This window comes from Gilvimarinus algae (assembly GCF_030518215.1).
GTDB classification, from domain to species: domain Bacteria; phylum Pseudomonadota; class Gammaproteobacteria; order Pseudomonadales; family Cellvibrionaceae; genus Gilvimarinus; species Gilvimarinus algae.
In genome coordinates, this window is the sequence record NZ_JAULRT010000062.1 from 139,833 (window position 1) to 157,346 (window position 17,514).

At 52.1% G+C, this 17,514-nt stretch carries 15 protein-coding genes; all 15 read left to right on the forward strand.

Annotated elements, in window-relative coordinates; translation table 11 throughout:
• Nucleotides 1-180: 180 nt before the first annotated feature.
• The 15 genes from QWI16_RS15415 (at nucleotide 181) to QWI16_RS15485 (ending at nucleotide 17,502) form a co-directional block, all read left to right on the forward strand.
• Nucleotides 181-1,239, forward strand: a complete 1,059-nt coding sequence (locus QWI16_RS15415) for an Ig-like domain-containing protein (protein ID WP_302714419.1) — start codon at nucleotides 181-183, stop codon at nucleotides 1,237-1,239.
• 93 nt (nucleotides 1,240-1,332) lie between these two features.
• Nucleotides 1,333-2,265, forward strand: coding sequence for a peptidylprolyl isomerase (locus tag QWI16_RS15420; RefSeq protein ID WP_302714421.1), 933 nt, complete (start codon nucleotides 1,333-1,335; stop codon nucleotides 2,263-2,265).
• 23 nt (nucleotides 2,266-2,288) lie between these two features.
• Nucleotides 2,289-3,989 carry a GspE/PulE family protein gene (locus QWI16_RS15425; RefSeq protein ID WP_302714423.1) on the forward strand — a complete coding sequence of 567 codons (1,701 nt, stop codon included), beginning with the start codon at nucleotides 2,289-2,291 and terminating at the stop codon, nucleotides 3,987-3,989.
• A gap of 38 nt (nucleotides 3,990-4,027) precedes the next feature.
• Nucleotides 4,028-5,230, forward strand: coding sequence for a type II secretion system F family protein (locus QWI16_RS15430; protein WP_302714424.1), 1,203 nt, complete (start codon nucleotides 4,028-4,030; stop codon nucleotides 5,228-5,230).
• Nucleotides 5,231-5,261: 31 nt separating this feature from the next.
• Entirely contained in the window at nucleotides 5,262-5,678 is a 417-nt protein-coding gene (gene gspG, locus QWI16_RS15435) for a type II secretion system major pseudopilin GspG (protein ID WP_368045301.1), read from the forward strand.
• Between the two features lie 12 nt (nucleotides 5,679-5,690).
• Nucleotides 5,691-6,146, forward strand: coding sequence for a prepilin-type N-terminal cleavage/methylation domain-containing protein (locus QWI16_RS15440; RefSeq protein ID WP_302715598.1), 456 nt, complete (start codon nucleotides 5,691-5,693; stop codon nucleotides 6,144-6,146).
• Nucleotides 6,130-6,516: a type IV pilus modification PilV family protein gene (locus tag QWI16_RS15445; protein ID WP_302714426.1), complete on the forward strand. Its 387-nt coding sequence runs from the start codon at nucleotides 6,130-6,132 to the stop codon at nucleotides 6,514-6,516. Before QWI16_RS15440 ends, QWI16_RS15445 begins: the two co-directional genes overlap by 17 nt.
• Nucleotides 6,506-7,087 carry a prepilin-type N-terminal cleavage/methylation domain-containing protein gene (locus tag QWI16_RS18805; RefSeq protein WP_502552982.1) on the forward strand — a complete coding sequence of 194 codons (582 nt, stop codon included), beginning with the start codon at nucleotides 6,506-6,508 and terminating at the stop codon, nucleotides 7,085-7,087. Before QWI16_RS15445 ends, QWI16_RS18805 begins: the two co-directional genes overlap by 11 nt.
• Before the next feature lie 72 nt (nucleotides 7,088-7,159).
• A complete protein-coding gene (locus tag QWI16_RS15455; RefSeq protein ID WP_302714432.1) occupies nucleotides 7,160-7,960 on the forward strand; it encodes a type II secretion system protein GspK in 801 nt (266 codons plus the stop codon).
• On the forward strand, nucleotides 7,947-8,936 hold the full coding sequence (locus tag QWI16_RS15460) for a PilN domain-containing protein (RefSeq protein WP_302714434.1): 990 nt from the start codon (nucleotides 7,947-7,949) through the stop codon (nucleotides 8,934-8,936). Before QWI16_RS15455 ends, QWI16_RS15460 begins: the two co-directional genes overlap by 14 nt.
• On the forward strand, nucleotides 8,933-9,496 hold the full coding sequence (gene gspM, locus QWI16_RS15465) for a type II secretion system protein GspM (RefSeq protein WP_302714436.1): 564 nt from the start codon (nucleotides 8,933-8,935) through the stop codon (nucleotides 9,494-9,496). Before QWI16_RS15460 ends, gspM begins: the two co-directional genes overlap by 4 nt.
• Nucleotides 9,489-10,082 (forward strand): hypothetical protein, encoded by a 594-nt coding sequence (locus tag QWI16_RS15470; RefSeq protein WP_302714437.1) that lies wholly within the window; start codon nucleotides 9,489-9,491, stop codon nucleotides 10,080-10,082. The genes gspM and QWI16_RS15470 overlap by 8 nt, the downstream gene beginning before the upstream one ends.
• Before the next feature lie 27 nt (nucleotides 10,083-10,109).
• Nucleotides 10,110-12,299, forward strand: a complete 2,190-nt coding sequence (gspD, locus tag QWI16_RS15475; RefSeq protein ID WP_302714439.1) for a type II secretion system secretin GspD — start codon at nucleotides 10,110-10,112, stop codon at nucleotides 12,297-12,299.
• Nucleotides 12,292-12,708 carry a hypothetical protein gene (locus QWI16_RS15480; RefSeq protein ID WP_302714441.1) on the forward strand — a complete coding sequence of 139 codons (417 nt, stop codon included), beginning with the start codon at nucleotides 12,292-12,294 and terminating at the stop codon, nucleotides 12,706-12,708. Before gspD ends, QWI16_RS15480 begins: the two co-directional genes overlap by 8 nt.
• A gap of 75 nt (nucleotides 12,709-12,783) precedes the next feature.
• Nucleotides 12,784-17,502, forward strand: coding sequence for a glycosyltransferase (locus QWI16_RS15485; protein ID WP_302714444.1), 4,719 nt, complete (start codon nucleotides 12,784-12,786; stop codon nucleotides 17,500-17,502).
• Nucleotides 17,503-17,514 lie beyond the last annotated feature (12 nt).

Consider the following 17,514-nt stretch of genomic DNA (forward strand, 5'->3'; position numbering starts at 1 on the left):
AGCGCCTAATAGGCAATAGAAATTTTAAAATACGTGCATATAATGAACTCTAACAAGGGTCTGTGATCAAAGCCAAGCTGGCGCAAACCGTGCATATACAGATTTTAAGTCCTTAAGCCGCGCCAAAAGCGGTAATAAGTTGACACATAAGATTGATAAACTTTGAAATGAGAGGGTGGTATGAAACTATTTACCAAAACAGCCTTGGCCTGTGCCTTGGCGGCTGGCAGCGTTGTGGCCAGCGCCGACACTGTTGAAATTCGCGACACTCAGGGCGGCCTGCTGGTGACCTATTCAGCGGATGCCGTGACCGTTCAGGGGGGCGTTATTACCCTGAGCAATGGTGACTACATTAGCGGCAGCTTGCCTGGTTTTGAGCCGGGCGATGTGATGTGTGGTGAGAATACCGATGAAGTCAATGGTGTCTGCATTGGGACTGGAGGTGGCGCAAACTGCGGGCCCGGTACTGAGCTGAACCAGGCGGAAGACCAGTGTGTACCCGCGACGCCGCCGACACTGAATATCAGCAGTAGCCCGTCTTCCCTGGCCGACGGTGTAACCTCGGCGACGCTGACCTTCCAGTTCAGTCGGCCGGTGACAGGTTTCAGCATCAATGACATTAACGTCAGTCCGTCCATCCACACCCTGAGCGGCTTTACCACTGTGGATTCGGATACCTACCGGGTGACCTTTAACCGCAGTGGCAACAACTCGGGTAGCGCCTCGGTGAGCGTCAGCGCCGGCAGCTATCAAGGCACTAACGGGACCAGCGGTGGCAGTGGAAGTCGTTCAATTACGCTAGTGAGCGACGGACCCGTGGTCGTTGGTTGCGACGGGGGCGTGCCGGATCACGTGACGCTCACTACATTGAAAGCCTTGAGCAGCTTTGGTACTGCTACCGGCCTGATGGAGTTTGACATACCGCGCAGTCCCGGTGTTCTGTCTTACGGCTTTACCACCACAGGTGGATCGGCAAGTGGCCAGATCAATTTGGGGGGTGACTCTGGAACCAGCACGGACATCCGCAACATGTGGATTTCAGATTGTCCCGGTGGTCCAGCTCTGCCAGGCCGTTGCGAGCGCCCGGGTAACCTGACCACCATGCGCTGGAGTCAGAGTTCATCCAGAACGGCTTGTGAGCTCGACAGAAATAAGACCTATTACTTCAATGTAGACTCTGAGTCGTGTAATCGTCTTTCTGGTTGCAGCGGTATTATTCAGCACCTGGGCGGTTGGTAATAATTAGCCCCGGAACTCCCGGGGCTTGGTACAATCCAAATGGCGCAAGCTCCGGCTTGTGCCATTTTTTATTGGAGAACGAGGAGGAATACCTTGAGCGCAAGACGTTTTGGGCTGGTGTTGGCTGTCGTTATGATGCCGGCTCTGGCCGTCTCGGTGTATGCCGAGGATGAGATTTTAGCGCAGTACGGTGATATCACCGTAACTCAGGAAGATATGCAGCGGTATGTGGATTTTTACCTGCCTCCCGAGGATCAGGCCAAGGCGCTGGAGGGCAATTTTCATCAGTACGTGGGCAACATATTGATGATGCGTGAGCTGGCACGGCGGGCGCAGAAAGAGGACGTTGGCGCCGATGCAGAGCAGCTGGCCTGGCAGCAAGAATATCAGGCGGTGGTTTGGCGGGTGAAGGCTTATCAAGAACATGCCATTGCCGAAGCACAAAAGAACGTTGACTGGGAGGCGCGGGCTCGTGAGCTATACATTGCCGAGCCAGAGCGTTTTATCAGCCCTGATAAGGTAGATGCTGCGCATATTCTGGTGCAGCCAAAGGGGCGCACGGATGAAGAGGCGCTCAAGCTGATTGCCGACGTTCGCGAGAAAGCCCTTGCGGGCGAGTCCTTTGCCAAACTGGCAGAGCAGTTCTCAGAAGACAAGGGGTCTAGCGCTAAGGGTGGCAATCTGGGCGAGTTTGAGGCCAGCCAGATGGTGCCCGAGTTTGCGGATGCGGCTTTTGCTTTGAATGAGCCTGGCGCCATTAGCGACGTGGTAAAAACGCAATTTGGCTACCATGTGATTTTGCTGAACAAAAAGGTCCCAGGCGCCAAGCGGCCCTTTGAAGAAATCAAACCTAAGTTGATTGAGGAGCTGCAACGCAACCTCGCTAAGCGCACTGTCGATAATATGTTGGCGGATTTGCGCACCGAGGCGTACAGCCAGCAGTTGAATATAGAGGCTGCCAATGAATTCCGCGCAAAGTACGGTCTGAAGCCTTTGCCGGCCCTCGATTCGGCAGCGGATCAATAGGCGATAGGCGGGTAGGGAAAATCGTGAAGCTTGGTGAAATACTGGCGGCAAACAATAAACTATCGGGTCGTGACCTGGAGCGGGCGCTATTAGCGCAAGGGGAAATGGGCGGTTACCTTGGCCAGGTACTGATCAAGCTGGGTTTACTGTCCGAACAGGACGTGGCGCAGGCTCTTGCTGGCCAGCTTCAGGTCCGTCTGTTGAAAGCGGATGACTACCCGGCGGAGCCAGTCAGTTTGCCGGGGCTTTCGGAAGCATTTCTATCAGCGAATAATATTGTGCCCGTGGCTGCAGGGGAAACGCCGGAATTTGCGGCGACGATACCTCAGGATGCTTTTGTCAAAAAAGCGCTTGAGATGGCTCTGGGGCGGCCAGTGTTGTTACACCTTGGTCTTGAGGCCGATGTCTCCGCTGCCTTGGCGCGCCAAGTGCGGGATGACTCTGAGGTGGACGACTCTGATGCCGAGGACGTCTACAGTGGCGGGTTGGATGACAACGAATTTGTCGAGCACCTGAAGGACCTCGCCAGTGAAGCGCCTGTGATTCGGTTGGTCAATCAGATCATTCACAGGGCGCTGGATATGGGTGCTTCTGATATACACATCGAGCCTTTCGATGACCAGCTGCATTTGCGCTATCGCGTGGATGGTGTTATCCAGGATATGCCCGATCCGCCAGAGCTTTCGTTGGCGCCAGCGATTGCTTCGCGTATCAAGTTGCTATCACGCATGAATATTGCCGAGCGACGCTTGCCGCAGGATGGTCGGATCATGACCAGGGTTAAAGGGCACGAGCTGGACCTGCGCGTCTCTACCATACCTACAGTGCATGGAGAGAGTATAGTCATGCGTGTGCTGGATCGTGACAGTATTCAGCTTAGCCTGGAGAGCATGGGGTTTGCAGCAGATACCCTCACCCGCTACCAAGAGCTGCTCGATCGTCCCCACGGCGTATTGTTGGTTACCGGCCCTACTGGCTCGGGAAAGACGACCACTTTGTACGCTTCTCTGGCCACACTTGACGCTGCCGAGTTGAAAATTATTACGGTAGAGGATCCTGTTGAGTATCAGCTCGACGGCGTGAACCAAATCCAGGTGCAATCTCAGATCGATTTGACCTTTGCCCGCTCTTTGCGAGCTATTCTGCGGCAAGACCCGGATATCATAATGATTGGTGAAATGCGCGATGGTGAAACCGCGCAGATTGCTGTGCAATCGGCTCTTACGGGCCACTTGGTGCTGTCAACGCTTCACACCAACACCGCTGCGGGCGCGATTACCCGCCTTGAGGATATGGGCATTGAACGCTACTTGATCACCTCGTCGGTCAATGGTGTGCTAGCTCAGCGGCTGGTGCGAACTCTTTGCGGTAGCTGTAAGGGTATGCTCCCGCTAGAAAATATCGAGGGCTTGGCCAGCTCCGGCCTTGAGCGCTTTCTCACGCAGGGGCAGAACAGCATCTGCGTGCCTGTGGGTTGCGAGCGATGCAAGCATACCGGCTATAAGGGCAGGACGGCTATTCATGAGTTGTTTGTGATGGATGGCGCCATGCATCGTGCTATTCAATCCGGCGCTGATGCCACGCAATTGCACGCAACGGCTCGAAGCCGTGGCATGCTGACCCTGTTTGAAGATGGGCTGCGCAAAGTGGCCGCTGGCGTCACCTCTCTGGAAGAGGTGTTGCGTGTTACTCAGGACCAAACTGAATCAGCCGAGGTGGCTTAGCCTTAACAGGTATGCCTACTGTCTAACCGGTAAACGATATGCCATCTTATAACTACAAAGCCGCTCGCCGCGATGGATCTTTGGTGGAGGGTACACTTGAGGCCGCAACCGAGCAGTTGGCGACCCGTGAACTGCGCAGTCAGGGTTTAGTGGTGCTGTCTCTCGGCAGTGAATCGAGAAGCTCCAAACGCAGTATTGGTCGCAGTCGTTTTGGTAAAAAGCAGGTGTTGTCATTCACCTCGGAGCTGTCCGTATTGCTTCGTGCTGGCTTGCCGATAGATCGCTCTTTAAAGGTGATGATCGATATGAGCGAGGAGCCGTCGGCGCACGAACTGTTCAGTTCTGTGCTGGCAACCGTTAAGTCGGGAAAAGGCTTAAGTCAGGCTCTGGCCGCTAACCCCGAAATTTTTGACGAGTTTTACATCAGCATGGTGCGCTCGGGTGAGGCCAGTGGAAACCTTGCTGATGTTTTGAATCGGCTCAGCGAGCAGCTAGAGCGAGCTCGGCAAGTTCGATCGGGTGTGGTTTCTGCGTTGATCTATCCAGCTATTTTGGCTGTTGTGGCGCTGGTATCTGTTTTGGTTATGCTCGGCTTCGTAGTGCCTCAGTTCGAGGCTCTGTTTAGTGACATGGGAGAGGGGCTTCCCCTGCTGACCCAGTTGGTGATCAGCGGCGGAGAAGCGATAAAGAACAACGGTATATGGATGCTTCTCTTGGGTGTTGCCGGTGTTTTTCTTTTTCGTCGCTGGGCGCAAACTGCAGAGGGTAAAGCGCGGCTCGACGCAACAATGCTGCGCTTACCTATGCTGGGTGGAGTTGTGTTTAAGTATGAGGTAGCACGTTTCGCCCGCACAATGGGAACTCTGTTGGCCAGTGGTGTCTCATTGCTGCAGTCAATCAGTATTTCTGTTGGCACCGTAGGCAATGTGCAGGTTAATCAGGCGCTTGCAACGCTTGCCCCAGAGGTGAAGCGTGGTGGGCGCATTTCCAGTGCTTTGGCTGCAGCCGGCACTTTCTCGCCATTAATGATTCAGATGGTGCGCGTCGGCGAAGAATCGGGTCAGTTGGATGAAATGCTGTTGGAGTTGGCCAAAGTGTATGACGATGAGGTCGCCTCAGGCATCAAGCGCAGTCTTACACTTTTGGAGCCAGTGCTGATTCTGGGCATGGGTGGCGTGATTGGTTTAATTATTGTCGCCATATTGATGGGGATATTGTCGGTAAATGATCTGGCCGTATAAGTCGCCAGGGTCACAAGAAAAGGTAATGCGTATGCGAAAGCAGTCGGGTTTTACGTTAGTAGAGCTATTGGTGGTGCTGGCCATAATCGGGTTGTTGGCAGGGCTGGTCGGGCCTCGGGTATTAAACCAGTTGGCGGGCGCAAAAAGTGACACTGCAAAAGTTCAGATTCGGGATTTTGAGCAGGCGCTTGAGATATACAGCTTGGATATCGGTGAGTTCCCGCGAACTGAGCAGGGGCTTGAGGCCCTGATTGAAAATCCGGGTAATGTGTCTGGTTGGAATGGGCCGTATTTACGCCGCAATGAGATACCCCTTGACCCTTGGAACCGTGAGTATCAGTACAAGTATCCGGGAGAACATGCGGATTTTGATATCACCTCTTTAGGTGCTGATGGTAAGCCAGGTGGGGATGGCGACAATGCCGATATTGGAAACTGGCAGCTCTAGAGTGTAGTGGTGATGATTGTCGGCTCACAGCGCGGTTTTACTCTGCTTGAGGTGATGATTGCTATCTCTATCGCAGCACTATTGGTGGCAGTTTCAGTGCCGGCGGCATCTAAAATGTATGAGGCTATGGCCTATCGCACTGCCGTGCGCGATGTAAGAAGCACCCTTGAATCGGCGCGTTTACAGGCAATGAGTAAAGGTCACTTTGTCGATGTATTGGTTCGGCCGCGTGATCGACAAGTCTTTGTCGAGGGCGGTAAGGTTGTTTCCATTCCCGAAGCGCTCTCCCTGTCTGTTACGGCTGCGGAACAATTGCAACGGGATAGAGATACCGCTGTGGTACGTTTTTATTCCGACGGCATGTCCAGCGGTGGTGCTGTCAGCCTTTTGCGTGCCAAAGGCGCAGGGGTGAGTATTGAGGTGGGTTGGCTACTCGGAGAGGTAAAACAGCATGCAATCGCGCCATAGCGGCTTTTCATTGCTGGAAATGGTGGTAGCGGTTGCGATTTTAGGGTTGTCCGTAGGTATGCTCTATCAGTCTGCTGGAGGCTCTGTGCGAAGCGTCAGCACGAGTGAAGACTATGCATATGCCGTAACAATGGCGCGCTCGCTTTTGGCGCAATACAGTTCAGTACCTCCGGCGGGGGTCAGTACTAGCGCTGAAACGCACGATGGTTATCGCTGGCAGGTCAGAACAGAGGCGATTGCCAATCCCAATGGCGAGCCCGTGCTCTATGCCATTGAGGCCACTGTATCCTGGGGAAACCGATTTAGTCCTCGGGAGTATGTACTCAGTTCGATAGTGCCCGTGAGGCTGGAGCCCTCAAGTGAGCAGTAGGCAGCGTGGGTTTACATTGGTGGAAGTGGTCGTAGCGCTAACGATTTTATCGCTGGTGATTGCGGCTACTCTAACGGCGATGCGCACCCTTGCATTAACCCAAACGCGTTTGGATGCCCGGACTGAGGAGGTTGCTAGGTTACGTGCAGTCAGCGACTTCTTGTATAGGTCGATCTCCCAGGCGCAGCCATTGCAGGTATTTTTACTAGGAAGCCCAGAGGGCTACTTATTTTACGGGAACCAAGACGAGCTATACTGGGCAGCTCCTGTCCCAGTGCCGGCAGTAGAGGGCGGCTTGCTTGCATTGAGACTTTTTCTTAGTGAAGATCGGGAGCTAGGCCTCCAGATTAGGGAGTCTGCGGATTTGACTCCGTGGTCCGAAGAGAGCAACTATCGCTTGACCGACAATGTAGAGCAAATGCAGATCCAATATCGCAACAGTAGTGAAGATCAGTGGGTTAGCGAATGGTTGATGGCGCCTGACCGAACTCTGCCCTCACATGTAAAAATATCGCTGAAAGTGGATGGGCGATACTGGCCCGAGATCATCATCCCTGTGCGTGGTTGGTAACTCATGTTTCGCGGAAATCGAGTGCAGGTAGCAGGAGGTTCACGCTCTCAGCGAGGAGTGGCTCTTGCTATTTTGTTGTGGTTTGTGGCCGCATTGACTTTATTGGTAGGCTCTCTGGCGTTGACAGCGAAAACCGACAGCCAGCTCTCACGCGGTTTCATGGACAAAGTGCGCGCTGAGGCTGCCGCCGATGGTGCTGTTCAGCTTATTTTAGCCACTTCACCGGTCGAGGGGCAGCAGCTGTACCAGCGAGAGTATCGAATTGGCGCTCTCCCAGTTAAGGTTCGGGCAGTACCGGTCAGCGCACTGATCAGCATCTACGATGCTGATGAGGTGCTGCTTAACGCGTTGTTCGAGGTTGGCGCTGGGCTTGACTCGGCTCGTGCAGCTGAATTGACGCAATCTGTGGTACAGTGGCGCACCCAGACGGTTGACGAGGAGCAGGCGCAGCGGCGGAGGGTGAGTATTCAAGTGCTTGAAGATGTGTTGGCCGTACCAGGCGTGACGCGAGAGGTTTTTGATGCCATTCAACCCTTCATCCGTCCTAGGGCTGGCAGGGGTGGGGCGTTGGATATTACTCATGCTCCTGCGGAAGTTTTACATGTCCTCGCTGCGGGACAGCAGGTAGACCTCGAGTCAGCACTTGAAGCAAGAAGTACTCAGCAGCCGGATACTCTGTCAGCTGTTAAGCTGAGTCCTCAGCCGTTGCGTGTGGATGCCCGGGTTAAGATGGCTAGCGGTTTTGTGTATGAAAGAAGTGTTTGGGTAACGCCTGGTGGCGGAGCTACCGGTTGGCAGATAACGCGCCGTTATCCTGTACGGGCTGTTCCTCAACTAACATTCGATAGATCAGATAATTATGGCGACATCTAGCCACCAGTGGGTGCTGTTTGGCATCGATTTGAAAAACCTTTGGCAGGAGTATCGCGCTGCCTGGCGCGAAGTCTTTTGGCAACAGGGTGCGGTGGTACGTACTGCACTGGATGAGCCTGTTCAGCTGGTACCCGTAGATGAGGTTTCGAGCCTGCTCTCAGAAGATAGGGCTTTAGCGGTAGAGTTGCCGGATAATCTCGTGCTTGAGCGCCAGATACGTTTGCCGAGAAGCGCCCAGGCGAATGTTTCGAATGTGATTGACGCTGAAGTTAATGCGAGCAGTCCTTTTGCAGCCGAAGACACTGTGTACGGCTGGAAGGTACTGGAGAATAACTCTAACACTTTGGTCGCAGGGTTGGCGTTGTGTTCTAAGAGCTTGATTATGGAGTATCTTCACCGTGCTGATCTAGAGCCTCGTGAGGGCTTGGAAATATGGGGAAGACTTGGCCATGAACATATCGTCATTGACGGTTTTGGCGAGGGAGCTCGCCATCGGCGCTACCGTCAGCGTCTGCACCGTCTAACCATCTTGGGCACTATTGTGTTTGTGTGCCTTTTGTTGATCTTTACGACACCGGTTTTTTACAAATTGCAACAACTTGAGGCGGTCCAAACCGCCTATGATCAGGTCCGGCTTGAGGCTGGTGAGATTGCTAGTTTGCGGGCCAAGCTTGCCAGACGCAATGAATTGGTCGAAAAGCTTAATGCGCAGGTTGATGATACTACACACCCTTTACTGGCGTTGAACGCCCTAACCGATCTCTTGGATGATGATGTTTGGCTAAGTGCCTATCAGCAAGAGGGGCGAGTAGTAGAGATTCAAGGTACGGCGACCAATGCCGCGGCGATGATGCAGGCGCTTGCTGGCAACGATATCTTTGACCGTGTGCGCGCTACATCAGCTTTCCGCAAGCTAGGCAATCAGAATAAAGAGCGTTTTCAAATCGAGGTCACCTTCGCGGAGCGTAGTTTGTGAGTAAGGTACAACTGCCGATATTAACGCGATCGCAGTGGCTGGTCTTGGGCAGCTTTGCCACTGCTTTAGTAATCTTGTTGATCGTGGCGTTGATATCGCTTGGCAGCTTTTTTAGCTACAGAGAGCAGGTGGCGGACCTTCAACCCAAGTTGGCACGGATGGAAGGCATGCTATTAGCGCAAGATCGTATCCGCGAAGCCGGGATGACAGCTGATCAGGGTGTTGAGGGGTTGGTCTATAGTGACGAGGATACCAACTCTATCGGCGTTAATATGCAGCAAAAGCTGCGTTCGGCGCTGTCCTCTGGTGGGATGAGTGTCAGTGGAAGCAATATCCAAAATGCTAGGGAGTTTGAAAGTCTTATTCTTATTGGCGTCAGTATTACTGCTGAGGGAACTTTGGCGCAGCTAGAGTCCGTACTGGAAAAGATTGTTAGGGCTCGGCCTATCGTTTTAATTGATCGTTTGGAAATAAGGCCGGAGAGGCGTCGAGGCGCTGATACATCGCAAGTAATTGAAGTGCAGATTCAATTGTACAGTATGAAACTGAAGAATGATTAAAATCACTAAGCAGAGCATAAAACGCTCGCTAACGCAGGTGCTATCCACGTCACTGTATCAATATGTGCAGTGGCTTGCTTTTGCGACGGTTATTGCTTTGTGTGCGTGGGTCGCTCTGTTTATTTTCATGTATCTAGTAAAGACCTACCCCGAACCTATTACCCCAAGCCAGAGCATGCTTGACTCTATCGAGTTCAGACCCTATGCCAGCGTGCCAGAAACCGGTCTACAGATCGCGGAGCGGCCATTGTTTTGGCCTGAAAGAAGGCCACCTGCCGCTGAAGTTGAAGCTCCAAAACCGCCAAAGCGAGATGTGAAAAACCGGAATATCGATGAATTTACTCTTAAAGGTGTGATTGGCGCTGGAGCTGCATCCACTGTGAGTGTCAGTTATAAAAATAAAACTTATCATATGAGTATTGGAGATGCGTTGGCGGGCTGGACTTTCCAAGATGTTTTTCAGGATGAGGTGGTGTTTGTTGAAAGTGAAACTGTAGGCAGCGGAAAGGAAAATTTCCACTCGCTGAAGCTCTATCCTGCAGTTCAGCTGCCGTCTCATTGGTCACGCGAAAAGGCTGACTTGTAAAAGCGATAGAAAATTGAGAGCTTTTGAATGAATAAATTTTACCCTCTAATCGATAAACTCCTTGCTATTGCGCTTGTGGTGTTCGTAGTTGGCTGTGCGTCGCAGACAGTGGTTGATGATACGACGATAGATGCGCAAAAGATGTCGTCAGACGATGCGCCTGATGTTCCAGATGCTGATAAGCCTGTTTTTGGTGCTAACAAGAATGGTTCGGCTAATGATGAGCGGGACGATCGCAGAGTTCCCGATTTGTATGCCGGCACTGGAAAATTGGTAAACATGCCGCCTGTAGACTCACCCGTTCGTATTACTGGTGAGGCGGTTATGCTCAATTTCGATGAGACGCCTCTCGCGGACGTCGTACATGGAGTGCTTGGCGATATTCTTGGTTTATCTTATACGCTGGATGCTCCACTTAAGGGTACGGCCACCTTGCGTTCACGTAATCCGTTGCAACGTGAGGAGTTGCTTGGAATCGTGGAGTCGCTATTGCGTAGTAACGGCTTTGTCATGATTCGTGATGATTCCAATCGCTTTGTTATTACCCCGAGTGATGGGGCAGTACAGAAGAGTCTGAGGTATCGCAATAGTAGGGATTCTGGAGTCGGCTTCGCAAATATTATTGTTTCTCTAGATCATATCGGTGCGGAGCAGATGACGGATATTCTGAAGCCGGTTGCTCCTGAATCAGCTTTTGTCCGTGTTGATGGCGCCCGTAATTTATTAATCTTGTCTGGTACGCGTGCGCAGCTGGATAGCTGGCTAGACATCGTAGATATGTTTGATGTGGATATGCTTGAAGGTATGTCTGTTGGCATCTTTCCAATTGAGTACAATGCAGTGGCGGATGTGGTTGCTGCATTAGAGTCTCTTATGTCTACAGCTTCATCCGGTGATGAAGCCGCTCTTGATGGAATGGTGAAGACTGTTCCGTTGGAGTCTCTTGGTAGTGTATTAGTGGTTACACCCAGAGAGAGCTATCTTAAAAAAGTTGGCACATGGATCGAGCGCCTAGACAAGGCTCCTGAGTCAGGGGTAGAGCCTCAATTGTATGTTTACTCCGTCCAGAATGGCACTGCAGATCACCTTGCTCAATTAATCAGTAGTGTGTTTGGCGGGATGGGTGGCGGCTCTTCATCATCAGCCAACCGACAACGCAACGCCGGCGTTTCCCCAGGTTTGACGCCGAGCAGCCTTTCATCAGAAAGCGCTGGGGCATCCACTGCTGCTACTTCAGCGGGAGGAGGAAATAGCTCGCGCACTCAACGTGGATCATCTAGCTACTCCTTGGGCGACTCAGCCAAAATTGTTGCCGATCAGGTTAATAACTCGCTTCTGGTTTACGCCACCAGTTCTGAGTATCGGAAGATAGAAACGGCACTTAAACAGTTAGATGTTATGCCTTCTCAAATATTAATAGAGGCAAGTATTATAGAAGTAACGCTCAATGAGGACTTACAGTATGGTCTTGAGTGGTACATGGAAAATAATTTGAAAGGCGGTTGGTCTGGTACAGGCTATGCCGGTATTGGGCCCGATTCCAGTGGCAATGTCAGCGTAAATATTCCGAGTTTCGGCTATACCTTTACCAATCCGATGAGCAGTATTCAGGCCGTATTGGAGGCTGTTTCCGACAAGGAATTGATTAAGGTTCTGTCTACGCCCTCTATTATGGTTCTGGATAATCACGCGGCGAAGATTCATGTCGGAACTCAACAGCCTATTCGTACATCTTCGACCATTATCGAGGGTGGCGGTGTCTCCAATTCAATCAATTACAAGGAGACAGGGGTAAAGCTCGATGTGGTCCCGTCCGTCAACGCGGGTGGCCTGGTTACGCTTGATTTGATTCAGTCTGTGACTGATGTGGGAGATCCTGATGATGTAACCGGGCAGGTGAGCTTTTTTGAGCGTAACATTGAAAGCCGGGTCGCCGTCCGCTCAGGGGAAACGGTTGTGCTCGGTGGCCTCATTAGCGATAACCAAACAAAAGGCAAAACGGGGCTGCCCTTTCTGAGTGAGTTGCCAATTATTGGAAATCTTTTCGGTTCTACGAGGGTTATTGAGCGTCGAACTGAGTTGCTGGTGGTTATCACTCCTCATGTGATTCAGACAGAGCAAGATCTGCGAAATATTACGGAAGAAATGCGTGGCCGCATGAGGGGGCTAGAGGCGTTTGAGAGAACCTTCGATCCTGATAAGTTGGTAAATGAATAGAGGTTTAGAAAGCATGGGAAAGCGTTTTTTTTACGCAGTTGCCGTATTGTTTTGTGTCGCTGCGACAGGTTGCGCCACTCAGTCATCTAAGCTGACCCCGGAAGAGCGTGTTGCAGCTCTCTCTCAGAAACGTCTGGATGCTCTGTTGGCTGGCGACTTAAAAAAGGCTTACGGGTTTTTGTCCCCCGCGTATAGGTCAGGCGTTACTTTTTCACGCTATTCCGCATTTGTGGCAGGGGTTGGAACTTGGAAGGAGGCAGAGGTTAAGTCGGTGAATTGTGAAGAACAGCTGTGTAAAGTGGCAGTTGGGCTCACCTATAAATCACCGATGGTCAAGGAAGTTCTAACTACAACACTGAACGAACGTTGGTTAAATATAGACGGTAAATGGTGGTACTACCAAAAGTAAATTAAAGGTAGATCCTGCCGCTTTAAGGTTGTGCCTGAGCCGGGGTGCTTTAAACTTGAGAAATTACTGCCACCGATGAGTGTTAAGCATCCCGTTACCGTCGTTGTACCTGTTTACCGAGGCTTGAGGCAGACAAAAAGCTGCCTTGAATCGGTGCTCGCGAGTGAGCTGAACGGTGCTGAAGTATTGGTAATCAACGATGCATCCCCCGAGCCAGAAGTGGCTCAATACTGCAAAGAGCTTGGCCGCAAGAGTCTAGTAACACTCATTGAAAACCCTAAAAATCTGGGTTTTGTTGCTACTGTCAATAAGGCGATGATCGCTAAGCAAGGTTGCGATATCGTTTTGTTGAACAGTGACACTATGGTTGCTGGCGATTGGCTTGAGTGTCTGAGGGGAGCGGCGTATAGCCGGCCTAAAGTGGCGACTGTTACGCCTTTCTCTAACAATGCCGAGATTTGCTCCTTTCCGTTGTTTTGTCAGAACAATCGTCTGTACGAAAATGAGTCGGTTTCCCTTTTACAGGGTGCGTTTTCCGTCGCCAATCGACATCAAACATTAGAGCTTCCAACAGCTGTTGGATTTTGCATGTTTATTCGTCGCCAGTGCCTTGATGCTATAGGCCTGTTTGATGAAGAGGCCTTTGGTCGGGGATATGGCGAGGAAAACGACTTCTGCTTACGCGCAACAGCGGCCGGGTGGTTGCATTTACTTTGTGCAGATTGTTTCGTCTTTCACGAGGGCAATGTCAGCTTTCAGCAGGACAAGGTTGAGCTGACCGGTCATGCGGAAAGAGTCATCCGCGAGCGATACCCTGACTATTTCTCAGATGTGGCTCGATTTATTGCAGAAGATCCTCTCCTCCCGCTGCGAGAGCGTGCTGTCCGGCAGCTTGCGGCCACGGGATGGAGACTTAGTAAGCTGTTTGACGGTTACCCAGACGATCATTTAGAAGACCACTTATTTATGCAGACTACCATTACGCCCAATGCTGCGCAGGTGCTTGATCAGCTACTGCGATCTGATGAACCCGCGTTGCTTTTTATTACCCACTGCTGGGGTGGTGGTGTTGAACAGCATGTTCAGACGTTGGTTGGCTTAGTCGATTGTCATGTCGTTGTCATGCGCGGTTTGGGAGACGGCGGCATAGAGCTAGGTTTCTACCTTAAAGGGGGAGAACAAGAGATTATTCGTGCCGGAGGTTTTGATAAGGTGGGCCTGCCCAATTGGCTGGCTGTGCTCAAAACCATACGCATTGGACGTGTGCACTTGCACCACATCCACGGCTGGCCTTCGTCCCTGATTGAGCTTATTCTCGGGCTAGATGTGCCTCTTGATATAACCCTACACGATTACTATCTGGTGTCGCCGCAGTACCATCTGACTGAGAATGGCCCGGTATGCAGTGATTCCAGTTGGCCTCGGGAGCAGGCGGCCTGGCAGCGCCGCTTGCTACCGTTGGTAAAAAAAGCCGAGAGGGTCATAGCGCCGTCGTCGCAGGTAAAAGCCCGGGTGGGTGACGCCTTCCCCGGTGTGAATATTACTTTCAAACCGCACCCGGAATATGTCGAAGCCTCAGGACCGGTTTATAAGGTGGTTGTTCTCGGAGCTTTGACCGAGGAAAAAGGACTGCGGCAGGTCGAGTCGGTCGCTAAGCTTGCTGCAGAGCGGGCCCCTCAAATTGCCATAACCCTTATCGGATATCCTACGCACCCGACAGACGCCCCCATTGTGATTACTGGGGATTATGCGGCTGATGAGCTACCTCGCCTCTTGGCACAAGAAAAGCCCGATGCAATTTGGTTTCCTGCTCAAGTGCCGGAGACATACAGTTTTACGCTTTCACATGCCATGGCTTCAGGTTTACCGATAGTGGCGTCTAGCCTCGGCGCTTTGGAAGATCGTCTAGGGGCGTATCCCCTGGCAAAGTTGTTGGCAGCGAATTCTCTGCCGTCGGAATGGCTTGAAGCCCTAAAATTAGCTGTGGACTACTCCGAGACTGGTTCAGTCGTATATGCCGATACGAGAGATGCTTATCGGCAATGGTACCTTGAGCCACCTCTAAAGCAGACCGCGCAAGCCAGCGCCGACACAGTTGCGGTGCTAGAGCAGCTCCAGTGCTTCCCCGCACCTGCATCCGATCCAGATAGACCTATTCGATCATTGTTTGAGTTTGGCATCAGAACTCACCATAGCGGTGTTCTACGCGAGGTCCAGAGGCGTTTACAGTTCCTGGACGATACAGAGACAGAAGTCGCGGGTATGCAGGCCTATAGAGCTTTGAATGAGGAGTTGCAGCAATATAGACCACTCAAGGAGGTCGTAGAGGGCTTAAAGCATGAGCTTAGACAAGCGGCTGAGGATGCCCGCTCGCTTGAAGTAGGCTATGAGGTCAAACTCAATGCAGCCGAGGAAACTATTCAGCTGTACGATCAGAACCTCTCACTAGCGAAAGACGGCATTGTTGAGCTGCAACAGCAAGCGGAAAAAGCACAAGCTTATATCAATAAGCTGGAGGAAGAGTTCAAGCTCACGGTAGAGAGCAAAGATACGCAGATTAATGCTCTCAACACCAGGATTGACCAAATTGCCAGGAGCTTTTCATGGAGAGTTACACGGCCTTTGCGTGTTCTGAAGCGTGTGGTATTCAAATCAGCTGATCTTGCTCAGATCCTTTTAAAGCATAGTCTTCGCCCCGCCTCTTACTATAGGCTTGCATCACTAGTGCGTCGCGGACAATGGCGATCCATATTGGCTCGGCTCGGTATGGAGGTGCAAGGCCGCCAAGTCCAGCAAAACGCGATGGACGAAGCGGATGCCCAAGCGCAGAAGAAAGTTGAACAGTTTGAGGCATTCGCCCAAGCTGTACCAGAGAATGAACCATTACCCCCCGTTGTTTTGGTGACCTCTGCCGAGCCTGTTGTTTCAATAGTGATTCCGGTCTACGGTGAGCATGGAACAACGCATCAATGCTTGAGAAGTATCGCTACTTACCCACCAAAAGTGCCCTATGAGGTTGTCATCGCCGATGACTGCTCGCCGGAGTCGGCAGAGGAGGTTCTTAGTGAAGTAGACGGTGTGCGTTTTTGCCGTGGCGAGAAAAATCTTGGTTTTGTTGGCAATACAAATGCCGGAGCCTCTATGGCCAAAGGCGAATATCTGGTGCTGCTGAACAATGACACTATTGTCTGTGCCGGTGCCTTTGACCGGTTGCTAGCAACTTTCTCTGAGCATCGCGATGTGGGGTTGGTCGGGGCGAAGTTGCTCAATGCCGATGGTAGCTTGCAGGAGGCGGGCGGTATTATCTGGCGCGATGGTAGCGGCTGGAACTGGGGGCGCGGGCAGAGCGCTGCCGACCCCAGGTTTAACTACGTCCGCGATGCGGATTATTGTTCGGGGGCCGTGCTCGCAATACGCACAGATGTGTTTGCCGAGCTTGGTGGGTTTGATGAGTATTACATGCCCGCTTACTATGAAGATACAGATTTGGCCTTTCGCATTCGGGAAAAGGGCCTGAGGGTGGTCTACCAGCCAGCGGCAGAGGTTTTTCACATCGAAGGCGTGAGTCACGGGCGCGATGAAAATAGTGGAGTGAAAGCTCACCAGGTGACCAACGGCAAAAAATTCTTTGAGCGCTGGAAGTCGGTGCTCGCCAGTCATAGCGACAACGCTGTAGAGCCTGAAAATGAGGCAAACCGCTACAGCAAAGGCAATGTTCTGGTCATTGAGGCCTGCATGATCACGCCGGACCAGGATTCTGGTTCAATTCGCATGTTGAACCTGTTAAAGATTCTCCGTGACGAAGGTTATCACGTCACCTTTGTGGCTGATAATCTCGAGTATCGGGAAAAAGTTGTTGCCGAGCTCAACGCGCTCGGTATTGAGGTGCTTTACAACGATTGGGCGGGTTCTGTGCGCCGCGTCTTGCGCAAGAGAGGCCCGACCCTGGATGCCATTTTTATCAGTCGCCACTATATTGCTTCTCAGTATTTGGCGCTCGCGCGCGCTGTGGCGCCCAAGGCAAAGCTGATTTTTGATACCGTGGATTTACATTTTGTCCGTGAGGAGCGCGAAGCCGAGCTCAGTGGTGATCAAGCGCTGAAAGCGCAGGCGGCGGTAACCAAACGCAAGGAGCTGGAGTTGATACGCAACTGCGATATTACTCTAGTGGTCTCCGAATTCGAAAAGCAGCTGCTTGCCGATATCGTACCTGAAGCGCGAGTCGAAATCGTGTCAAACATTCACTCGCATACTCCTGAGCGGCCCGACTATGAACAGAGAGAAGGCATTTTGTTTGTCGGAGGCTTTCGTCATCCACCCAATATTGACGCTGTGCAGTGGTATGCCAAGGAGGTGATGCCGCATGTGCAGAGGCTCCTGCCGGGAGTGGTCACCACCATTATTGGCAGCCATATGCCCGACTCAATTAAGGCGCTGGCCAATGAGAACCTGCAAATTCTTGGCTTTGTAGAAGACATTGAGCCCGAGCTGCAAGGGGCTCGGGTGTCCATCGCACCGCTTCGTTATGGGGCGGGGGTAAAGGGTAAGGTGAACGAAGCCATGAATTACGGCATACCGGTGGTTGCCACCGCCTGCGCTGTAGAGGGAATGCACACCGTAGATGGTGAGGACGTTCTGGTTGCAGAGCAGCCTGAAGCATTTGCTGAAGCTATTGCGCGCGTTTATCAGAACGCTGAGCTTTGGCGCAGGATCTCGGCTGGTGGGGTGCGAAACCTTGAGTCCCACTTCTCTCCTGATGCGGCGCGCCCGGCCATTCGGCGGACAATGTCATAGAGGAAGAGCGTT